Annotated in this window: 8 protein-coding genes; 5 read left to right on the forward strand and 3 right to left on the reverse strand. The window is 37.0% G+C overall.

Annotated features, from left to right (window positions below; translation table 11 throughout):
• Window positions 1-153 precede the first annotated feature (153 nt).
• A complete protein-coding gene (locus RRY75_RS12725; RefSeq protein ID WP_332717089.1) occupies window positions 154-1,791 on the forward strand; it encodes a sialidase family protein in 1,638 nt (545 codons plus the stop codon).
• Window positions 1,792-1,951: 160 nt separating this feature from the next.
• On the opposite strand, the gene RRY75_RS12730 is transcribed toward RRY75_RS12725, so the two are convergent.
• Together RRY75_RS12730 and RRY75_RS12735 are read right to left on the reverse strand one after the other, a co-directional pair.
• Complete coding sequence (locus RRY75_RS12730) at window positions 1,952-4,108, reverse strand: Tex family protein (protein WP_332528041.1); 2,157 nt, start codon at window positions 4,106-4,108, stop codon at window positions 1,952-1,954.
• 85 nt (window positions 4,109-4,193) lie between these two features.
• Window positions 4,194-4,766 (reverse strand): hypothetical protein, encoded by a 573-nt coding sequence (locus RRY75_RS12735; protein WP_332528040.1) that lies wholly within the window; start codon window positions 4,764-4,766, stop codon window positions 4,194-4,196.
• A gap of 242 nt (window positions 4,767-5,008) precedes the next feature.
• Here RRY75_RS12735 and RRY75_RS12740 point away from each other — a divergent pair, with 242 nt between their 5' ends.
• From RRY75_RS12740 to RRY75_RS12755, 4 genes are read left to right on the forward strand one after another with little or no spacing between them, the layout of a single operon-like run.
• On the forward strand, window positions 5,009-6,169 hold the full coding sequence (locus tag RRY75_RS12740) for a BMP family lipoprotein (protein WP_332528039.1): 1,161 nt from the start codon (window positions 5,009-5,011) through the stop codon (window positions 6,167-6,169).
• Between the two features lie 59 nt (window positions 6,170-6,228).
• A complete protein-coding gene (locus RRY75_RS12745; protein WP_332528506.1) occupies window positions 6,229-7,761 on the forward strand; it encodes an ABC transporter ATP-binding protein in 1,533 nt (510 codons plus the stop codon).
• The gene (locus tag RRY75_RS12750) at window positions 7,754-8,914 is read left to right on the forward strand and encodes an ABC transporter permease (RefSeq protein ID WP_332528505.1); all 1,161 of its coding nucleotides are present in this window, start codon (window positions 7,754-7,756) and stop codon (window positions 8,912-8,914) included. Before RRY75_RS12745 ends, RRY75_RS12750 begins: the two co-directional genes overlap by 8 nt.
• A gap of 3 nt (window positions 8,915-8,917) precedes the next feature.
• On the forward strand, window positions 8,918-9,871 hold the full coding sequence (locus RRY75_RS12755) for an ABC transporter permease (RefSeq protein ID WP_332528504.1): 954 nt from the start codon (window positions 8,918-8,920) through the stop codon (window positions 9,869-9,871).
• A 168-nt stretch (window positions 9,872-10,039) separates the two neighbouring features.
• Here RRY75_RS12755 and RRY75_RS12760 read toward each other — a convergent pair.
• Window positions 10,040-11,394: hypothetical protein (locus tag RRY75_RS12760; protein WP_332717096.1), on the reverse strand; the 1,355-nt coding region annotated here is incomplete at its 5' end.

An 11,394-nucleotide genomic window follows, 5' to 3' on the forward strand; every position in this document is an offset into this window, starting at 1 on the left:
CATAGACTTGGACAAGTCAATAACTTTTCTGAATAAATTATAATTATTTATTTTTTACATTTAATTTTTCGCAAATACGGTTATATATCTATTTTTAAAATATTACATTATAATATCTATATAAACTATTATTTTACATGAAAAGGAGATTTTATGATTCAAATATTTGCAAGTACAAATCCTGATAAACTTAAAAGTCCAACCCTGGCAGCCTCACCTACTATCATGGGCAATTTACAAGGCTGTCGTATCCCTTCTTTACTTTTGGCTCAGCCTGTCAAAGCTGATGACCAGCCTGTACTTATTGCTATTTCTGATATAGGAAATGACAGTGCAGATTGGGGTAAAGTTGAAATTGGTATGCGCAGAAGCTTTGACTCTGGCAAAACATGGACTACTCCTGTCGAAACGATTCTCTCTCTACCCGCTCATCATGCACCTCAAGACTTCCATGATTGGCACTCTGCCTTCTATATCGATGCTGTGACAACTCAAGCTACCAATGGGGATATTGTTATGCTCGTAGACATGTATCCTGAATCTAAAGGATTACACGCACCTGAATACTTAGAGTCAGGTACTGGCTATACCTCTATTGATGGTAACTCCTATCAAGTTCTCCACAGTGAACATGGTAACAGTGTAAACACCTATACTATTCGTGAAGAAGGTTGGATCTACGATTGTAATGGTCATAAAACACGCTATTATATTCCACAACATCATAATCCTAAATATCAGTATGTCACTATGGGAGATATGTACTATGCAGCTACTCCAGAACAAGGTGAATACATAAGTTTCTATCCACCTCTTGTGCCAGAAGACCCATCCCTTTCTCCCGATGCTTCTCATGACATCTACGTTGGGAATATTTATCTTAACTTTGAAAAACCTGCTACCAACCTAGAACACCCTGTATTTGTTCAAAAGCGTCATGTGGCACCACCTGCTTCTTTATACGAAACATATGAGACAGACCCAGCACCTTTATGCGCAGTGGTCACTTCTTATCTTTGGGTTACTAGAAGTATAGACCAAGGAGCGACTTGGTCACAACCTTATGACATCACCTCTCAAGTCAAAGTAGACTCTGACCATGCTTTCCTAGGTACTGGTCCTGGTACTGGTCTTACTTTACAACATCAAAAGGAAGCTTCTAAAAATGGTCGCCTGCTCATGCCAGTCTACGCTTTAGGGAAAGCAAGTGCCCTCTACAGTGATGACCACGGCTATACATGGCATAGGGCCAATACCAATGGCAACTTGTATATGAACAATGTAGATGAATGTCAACTTATTGAACTTCTAAATGGTGATGTCATCTCCTTTGGCAGACAATCCACCAAAGCACCAACACCTATTTCTGTGAGTCACGATGGTGGGGAAACTTGGGGTGTACAAATGACTACAGACCTTATTTCTCTATGCTGTCAAAAGTCTGTTATCACTTATCCAGTAGGCAAATTCCCATATCCTGATGGCATGGAAGAAGGCAAACAATATGTCCTTTCTTCTCATCCATCTGGCAATGCACCGGAAGATGCCTCTAGAACTAATGGCGTAATCTCCCTTGGAGAAGTCCAAGAGGATGGTACCATTGTGTGGATTAAGGAACGCTCACTGAACCTTACACCTAACCCTTATGCAGATGCCACAGGCTTTGAGCGCTTCTTTGCTTACTCTAGTCTAGCTGTTCTAGAAAATGGAGATATCGGTCTTCTCTATGAACCTCAACCTAATAATTTAATTGCTTACAGATCTTTCTCCCTTCGTTGGATTTTTGAGTAAGACTGTTACGAGATACATAGTTCTTGTATCAAAACGAATAGCATATCTATAAATAAAAGGTCTCTGAAAACTAGCTTAAAATGGCTAGTTTTCAGAGACCTTTTATTTGTAAGCACTTATGACTATTAAAGATGTAACATCCCTTTTCATACAACTTGCCCTATTTTTTAGTGACAAGCTCCTTCATCGTCAAACTAATCTTGCTCGTTTGTACGTTCACACTCATAACTGTTACATCTACAATATCCCCTACTTTTACAACTTCTAGTGGATGTTTGATAAACTTGTTAGACATTTGAGACACGTGTACAAGTCCATCTTGGTGAACTCCAATATCTACAAAGGCACCAAAGTCTACAATATTTCGTACTGTACCTTTAAGCTTCATGCCTTCTTTAAGGTCTTTTAAGTCTAAGACATCACTATGAAGAATCGGTTTTGGCATATCTTCACGTGGGTCACGTCCAGGCTTTTCTAACTCTTTGATAATATCTTCAAGGGTCATAACCCCTACGCCCACTTCTTCAGCTAACTTTTCAATGTCGCCTACTTTTTGGCCTAACCCTTTGATTCCACCCGCTTGCATATCTGCATCGTTGTAACCAAGTGCGCTAAGTAGTTTGCTTGCCATATCGTAAGATTCTGGATGGACTGCTGTTGCATCAAGGAAGTTCTTACTTTCTGGCACACGTAAGAACCCTGCACATTGCTCAAATACCTTTGGTCCTAAGCCTTTGACTTTGAGCACTTCTTTACGAGTTTTGAACTTACCTGTCTCTTCTCTATAGGCAATAATGTTGTTGGCTACTGTCTTCTTAATCCCTGCCACATATTGTAGTAAAGATGAAGAGGCCGTATTCAGGTCTACACCTACCTCATTAACAGACTTTTCAACAACCCCTGTTAAGTTTTCTTCAAGACGCTTTTGATTCATATCATGTTGATATTGACCTACACCTATAGATTTAGGGTCGATTTTAACGAGTTCTGCAAGAGGGTCTTGAAGACGTCTTGCAATAGAAACTGCACTTCTTACCCCTACGTCATCATTTGGAAACTCTTCTGTTGCAAGTTTTGAAGCTGAGTATACAGAAGCCCCTGCTTCGTTGACAATGACATAGTGGATAGTCTTAGGAATTTCTTTTAACATCTCTGCTACAAACTTTTCTGTCTCACGAGATGCTGTACCATTTCCAATAGAAAGAAGGTCTACATCATACTTCTCGATTAAAGCTTTAAGTACCTTTTTAGCTTCTTCTGTCTTGTTTTGTGGTGCAGTTGGATAGATAACCGTGTTATCTAATTTCTTCCCTGTTGCATCAATAACTGCAATCTTACATCCTGTTCTAAAAGCTGGGTCTACTCCCATAACAGTGTGTCCTTTAATAGGTGCTCCCATAAGAAGTTGATAGAGATTCTTATTGAATACATCAAGTGCACCATCTTCTGCATTTAAAGCTAATTCGTTACGAATGTCACGCTCAATAGCTGGTGCAATAAGACGTTTATAACTGTCCTCAATTGCACTTACTAGATAATCTTCTACAGTACTTTTAGCTTTAAGAATTTGTCTATTTAAGTACAGATGAATTTTCTCTACAGGTGCTTCTACTTTAACCGTCAAAATCTTTTCACTTTCTCCACGGTTGATGGCAAGGATACGATGTCCAGGTATCGCCTTCACTTTCTCACTGTACTCATAGTACATAGCAAAAACGTCTTTTTCATCTTTCTCTTTATCCTTAACTTTGGTGACAATCATTCCTTCATTGAAAGTTGCTTTACGAATAAAGCTTCTATAGGTTGCTTCTTCACTGATACTTTCTGCAATGATGTCACTTGCACCTTGAAGGGCTTCTGCGACTGTTGATACACCTTTTTCTTCATCTATATACTCACTTGCAACAGCTTCAAGATTCTCAACTTTTTGCTCTAGGATAATCTTGGCTAAAGGCTCTAATCCCTTTTCTTTAGCAATTGTTGCCCGTGTACGCTTCTTGGTTTTGTAAGGCAAATAAAGGTCTTCTACTTCTGTAGCCGTCTGCGCTTTAACAATTTGGTTTCTAAGTTCTTCTGTTAGTTTGCCCTGCTCCTCAATCAAACGAATAACTTGTTCTTTTCTAGCTTCCAAGTTTTGAAGGTATGTATAGCGCTCATGGAACTTACGCAATACCTCATCGTTTAATCCCCCGGTTACTTCTTTACGATACCTTGCAATAAAAGGAATCGTGTTGCCTTCTTCTATAAGTCCAATAGTATTTTCAACTTGTGAACGTTTAATTTGTAGCTCTTCTTGTAAGATTTTAATAATATCCATCTTTTTTCTCCTTTGTCCCTTACGCTCTTTACTACGTATAATACCACATGTTTTTTTCAAAATATAGACTTGCCTTTTGTTCTTCTTAGCGTCTTTGGTTGCCTACACAGTACAAACATTCTTTTCTCCCTTTACGGATTGCATTGCTCCTAATCAAGACTTCTGTCCGAATAATCAGGCCAAATTCCCTTTTGAGTACTTCAGCAAAAACTTGTACCAAACTTTGTTCATTATAACAGTCTCCACCGCAACGAATAGGCACCAAACAAGGATATATATATACTTCTATACTACTTTTAATAGGAAGAAATCCTTGTTCATTCAACTTAACCCCCACAAAGAAGTCATTACTTGCTAGTGCTGTGCAAAAGGAACTAGCAACTGCTCTTTGATTGTTATTTCCAGAACAACTTAGTGTCACACTATGATCTCCACATAAAACGTGAACATAAATCTTTTGCATCCCCCACTCATAGTATTCTGGCATAATACTTTTTAAAGCTTGTGCCTGATTATAATACCTTACCTCTATACAAATACAGGCCTCTTCTTCTGAACGAACCTGCACCCTTCTAATCCTTACATTAGGGTCTTGCCCTATTGTGTAATACAACATATCTTCTATTTGCAAATAAAAAGAATTTATTCTTGGCTTCATATTTTATAACTTCCTCTCTCCTCCTCTACTAAAATTATATGATTAAAAGGGTATTTTCGCCTTACGATTAGCTATTTATTTTCATATCAAAACATTTTATTATATATCGACACAGTATCTTGAACTTATTATATTTATCATGTATGATTAATTGGGGTAAACAAGATCTTTTCTCTAAGTTTTTCTTCTAATGCTTGTTTAGCCTACATATAATTTACCAAAAGGGTATAGAGGTGAAAGTCATGAAAAAGAAATTTTTAGCTTTATTAATGTGTGGTATGATGGCTACATTGTCATTTACCGGTTGCTCAAGTGCACCTTCAAAGGATAGCAACCCTGCGACTGAACAAAGTACGCCTGAAGGAGAATCTAAACCTGCTGAAGAAGCTAAACCAGAAGTTGTAGAATTAAACGTTGGTATGGTTACAGATGCTGGTACTATTGATGACAAGTCATTCAATCAAGGTACATGGGAAGGTATCATTCGTGCTGGCGAAGAACTTGGTGTTCAGACAAACTACCTTAAACCAGCTGGCACTACTGAAGCTGAGTACTTAAAAGAAATCGCAAATCTCTATGATACAGGTTACAAATTTATCGTAACACCTGGTTTCAAATTTGAAACATCAATTTTAAAAGCTCAAGATAGATACAAAGATGCAAAATTCGTTATTCTTGATGGTGCGCCACAAGATGGTAACGACAACTATAATGTAGCTGATAATACAGTTGCTATTTACTTTGCAGAACATCAATCTGGATTCCTTGCTGGTGTTGCCACAGCCGTAGAACTTAAAGAAGGTGCTTTAGGTTTCATCGGTGGTATGGAAATCCCTGCTGTTCAAAAATTCAACTGGGGCTTCCAACAAGGTGTTGCTTACGCAAATGCTAACCTTGGCGCAAACATGACAATCGAAGAATCTAACGTAGTATATCAAGGTTCATTCGACAACGTTCCTGCTGGTCAACAACTTGCAGCTCAAATGTTTGACAAGGGCGTAAAAGCTATCTTCTGTGCTGCTGGTGGTGTTGGTGTTGGCGCAATCAAAGAAGGTGTTGAACGTTCAGCTCAAGGTAAAGAAGCTTGGATTATTGGTGTAGATACAGACCAATACGCAGAAGGTTTCTATGACGGGGACAATACAAAATCATGTGTTTTAACATCAGCTGTTAAACGTATTGAAAATGCTTCTTTCGACATGATCAAAGCTGAACTTGACGGTACTTTCCCTGGCGGTCAAACACTTACATTTGATATCACAAATGATGGTGTTGGTATCCCTAATGAAAATCCAAATTTAAGTGATGAAACAGAAAAAACTGTTACTGACATTGCACAACAATTAAAAGATGGAAAAATTACTGTCGCTGATAATAACGATGATAATAGTCTTATTAAATAAGTAAAAAAGGCGGTTCGACCGCCTTTTTTTTTGAAATTAAACTTAAAAGGAGGTACACTATGAAATATGTTATTGAAATGCTTGGTATACGTAAAGAGTTTCCAGGGATTGTTGCCAACGACAATATTACACTTCAACTAAGACAAGGCGAGATTCATGCCCTCCTTGGTGAAAATGGTGCTGGAAAATCTACCCTTATGAGTATGCTCTTTGGTATGTATCAACCGGATAAAGGTCAAATTAAGCTAAGTGGTAAAGAAGTTAAAATTACTAATCCTAATATTGCAACTGCACTAGGTATTGGTATGGTTCATCAACACTTCAAGCTTGTTCATAACTTTACTACAACTGAAAATATTGTCCTTGGTATTGAACCTAAAAAGTATGGTGGTCTAATACTAGACATAGAAAGTGCTGCTAAACGTGTCGCTGAACTTTCTACTAAATATGGCCTTAATATTGACCCTTACGCCAAAATTGAAGATATCTCTGTTGGTATGCAGCAAAGAGTAGAAATTATGAAAATGCTTTATCGTGATGCCAATATTCTCATCTTTGATGAGCCAACTGCAGTACTGACACCACAAGAAATTGAAGATTTAATGGAAATTATGAGAGGCCTTATTAAAGAAGGTAAATCGATTATTATCATTACTCATAAGTTAAAAGAAATTAAGGCAGTAGCTGACCGCTGCACTGTTATTCGCCGTGGTAAATGCATAGGCACTGTCGATGTAAAAACAACAAGTGAAGCCGATATGGCGAAAATGATGGTCGGCAGAAATGTTAGTTTTAAAGTCGATAAATCTCCTTCTACTCCAAAAGAAACCATTCTCAAAGTAGAGGATCTTTCTGTCCTCAATAACAAGAAAGTCATGGGTCTTAAGCACTTCAATCTTGAAGTTCATGCTGGTGAAATTGTAGGTATTGCAGGGGTAGAAGGCAATGGACAAACAGAACTTATTGAAGCGATCACAGGGCTTCGTAAAATAGAAAATGGCCAAGTCTTTATTAAAGATAAGAATATCACTTCACTTCCTATCCGTGAACGTATTGAAAGTGGTATGGCTCACATTCCTGAAGACCGCCAAAAACGTGGGCTTGTTCTAGACTATACGATAGAAGAAAATATGATTCTTGAACGTTACAACAAAGCACCTTTTGCCAAACATGGTATTCTCAACTTCTCCGCTATTCATAAATATGCACAGAAAATTGTGGATGCTTTTGACGTACGTGCTGGGCAAGGTGCAAGTACACCTGCTCGTGCGCTTTCTGGTGGTAACCAACAAAAAGCTATTATCGGTCGTGAGATTGAACTAAATCCTGACTTATTAATTGCCGTCCAACCTACACGTGGTCTAGATGTTGGTTCTATTGAATACATTCATAAGCGTCTTATTGAACAACGTGATAAAGGGAAAGCCGTTTTACTGGTTTCTCTTGAACTCGACGAAGTCTTAAATGTTTCTGATCGAATTGCAGTTGTCAATAGCGGCGAACTCATTGGTATTGTCGATGCTGCTACAACAAATGAAAATGAAATAGGCCTTATGATGGCTGGTGTGAAAGGAGCTGTAGCAAATGAGTAGATATAAAAAGCTATTCGTCTCTTTGATTTCTATCTTCCTCGGACTCCTTGTTGGTGCACTCTTTATGATGATGACAGGACACAATCCAATTAAAGGGTTTAGTTTCCTTATACAAGGGGGCCTAAAAAACATTGAACGTATTGGGAATACTATTGCAACAGCTACCCCTCTTATCTTAACAGGTCTTTCTGTAGCTTTTGCATTTAGAACAGGATTATTTAACATTGGTGCGCCTGGGCAAATGCTCTTTGGTGGTTTCTGTGCCACTGCAGTAGGCCTTAGCTTCCCTACGTTGCCATCTCCTATTCTCCTCCCAATCATGATTATTACAGGTATGCTTGGTGGAGCTGTATGGGGTATTGTCCCTGGATTACTTAAAGCCAAGTTCAACGTACACGAAGTTGTTTCTTCTATTATGATGAACTGGATTGCTAACTGGGTTGTGTATTACGCTGTAAAATCCCGATTTACAGGCACTATGGAAACAGAGTCCCGTCTGCTTACACCTAATGCAACACTTCAAGCTGATTGGATTTCAAATTTGTTCAATGGTTCTTATATCAACCTTGGGATTTTCATTGCCCTTTTAGGTGTTATCGTTATCGCCTTTATCTTAAACAAAACAACCTTTGGTTACCAACTTAAGTCCGTAGGCTTTAATCGATATGCTGCTGAATATGCTGGAATCAGTGTGAACAAAAACATCATCTTCTCTATGATGATTGCAGGTGGACTTTCAGGTCTTGCCGGTGTTGTTCACTACACAGGTAATGCATCTTGTATCCAGTTAGGCGTTATCCCAACTCAAGGTTTTGATGGTATTGCTGTTGCCCTTCTTGGTGCAAATACTCCAATTGGTGCACTTCTTGCTGCTTTATTCTTTGGTGTCCTTTACTCAGGTCGTGGCTTCATGAGTGCTGCAACCAAGATTCCACCAGAAATTGCAGATACCATTATTGCAACGATTATCTACTTTGCTGCAACAAGTATGCTTATAGAAGGTTGGCTTGACCGTCTTCTTAAGAAACGTCATGACAAAGCAAACAATGTGGCATCTGAAGCTGAAAGTGTAGCTACTACTCTACCAAATACTTCTACTACTGAACCTGTACCGCTAATCTTAGACAAAGAAATGAAAAAGGAGGATGAGTAAATTATGTGGGAGACACTTGTTCAAATCTTTCCTTATGCTATAGCCTTAACTATTCCGCTTCTTATTACTGCACTAGGTGCTCTATATTGTGAGCGAAGTGGTGTTATCAATATCGGTCTTGATGGATTTATGATTATTGGCTCATTTGCCTGCGCTTTAACCATTATATCTTTAGAAACGGTCTTCCCACCTGGTAGCAATGCGCCTGTGTGGATTGGACTTCTTGTAGCAGCTGTAGTTGGAGGTATTTTCTCACTCCTACATGCTTTTGCAAGTATCAACTTATGTGCCAACCAAGTTATTAGTGGTACAGCAATCAATATGATGGCTGGTTCACTTACACTATTCCTTGCACGTAACATTACAGGTAGTGGTACAATTCGTGTTAAAGGATTTACTAAATTTGATATTCCAGTTTTAAAAGATATCCCTGTAATTGGAGACTTATTCTTTAAGAACTCTTACATTACAACTTGGGTCGTTATGATCATCATTGCTCTAACTTGTTACCTTCTTTACAAAACAAGATTTGGGCTTAGACTACGCTCTTGTGGTGAAAATCCTCACGCTGCTGACGCTGCTGGGATTAATGTATTTAAAATGCGTTACATTGGTGTTATCATTTCTGGCGCCCTTGGTAGCCTAGGTGGTGCCATCTACCTCGTAACTTTTGCTGGTGAATTCAATGGTACCGTTGGAGGATTTGGATTCCTTGCACTTGCAGCCCTTATCTTTGGTCAATGGAGACCACTCGCTATTGTTGCTGCAACACTATTCTTTGGTACAGCTTGGACTATTTCAAACGTATCAGATGTATTACCACAATTCCAAGCTATTCCTCCAGTTATTCTTAAAATCTTCCCATATGTGATGACTTTATTAGCACTTGTTGTCTTCTCTAAATCATCACAAGCACCAAAAGCTTCTGGAGAACCTTTCAGTCATTCTGAAAGATAATGACATAGATGACGTAGCTAAGAGCCTTGCGATTTGCAAGGCTCTTTGTGTATAATAATCATAAGTAACAGGTAGCTCTTCAATAGGTAGCTTAGAAGTCTCACTGATGTCCGGTGATATAAAATAAAAGTTTAAAAATCTATCCTCTGTCTGTAATTTTTTCCCTTATTATTTATTAACTACATTTTTTAACTGCATTTTTGCAAAACTAATAGTTCCTATATAATATAGCACTATAATAATAATAATAATACTTATTGGTACAATAACACTATAGATAAAAGAATTTATCCCTATGTAACTATCGACTTTATATCCAAATCTAATCAAAAAAGTTTCAATTAATATTCCTGAAAATAATACTGAGAATAGTATGGGTATAGTAAAATAAATACCTACTTGTGTATTAATTAGACGACTAATTGCTTTTTGATCTACACCTATTTGATGAAGTTTATTGTATGTCATAGCATTTGATGAATAATGAGTTATTTGATGAATTGAAAATATTGTGAGACAAATTATAAAAAATACAATACCTATGTATATTCCTAGCATCCTTATCATCATATTTGAGACTATAATGTCACTTGTCTCCTCTACCTTTAGCCTACTGCCTATAAAGTTTTGATAATCTCTATAATGCATATATTTTTCTTCGTATTTTTCAAATAAATGTGGATAATTTAATTCAAAAGTATCTTCTATTTCTCTTGAAATTGAGGAACATAAATCATATGGTACTGGTGTTACTGTATTTAAATAGTATCCCGTTGTTGCTAAAAGTAAGTTATCACATATACTATCTGGCAAAATCATTATATCTGAATTATTTCTATTGAATAAATAATCTCCTAATGAATCATTATAAACTTTTTTGCTGTTTATGACTACTTGTTTATTATCTAATTGTATGTATTCTGTCTCCACTCTGGATTGAAACCTTTCTATAGTCTCCTCATTACTTATGTGCATTGCAAATTCATTTGCTCCTAGCGTTATTGGCTCATAGTCCAGCATCCTACGTAATTTATTAAAGTCGCTTAATCTTATAGAAGTTCGAGGGAAATCCCATTTTGTTTCTCTTGTATCTTCACTTGAAAAATCTTTTTCCCATATAAAATAACTTTCCAATGCAAGACTTTCTTGTATTTCAATATTATTTTTAATAATTATCTCATCTACAAAAGAATAATTTATTTGTGGTATATCCTCAACTCTATCTATAAATCTGTAATTATTAAAAATAATTACATCATACGGAATCCTATATTCTAAATAACCTTCACTTATCTTTACACTTAATGGCGTAATAATAAAAGTAGTAATTGCAGCTGTAAGTAATAGTGTGGTAATTAGTAGTATTTTCATTGATGATAATATCTTATGATGAATGTTGTTAATTAAGATGATTCTGAGGTTTGTGTATTTAAAAATCTTGTTATGCTTTAGTAATATTATGATAAATGATAATGTATAGTAGCATGAGTATATAGCGATTATAATAGCTATAAATGTGAGCA

The organism is Niameybacter sp., assembly GCF_036655075.1.
GTDB lineage: Bacteria > Bacillota > Clostridia > Lachnospirales > Cellulosilyticaceae > Holtiella.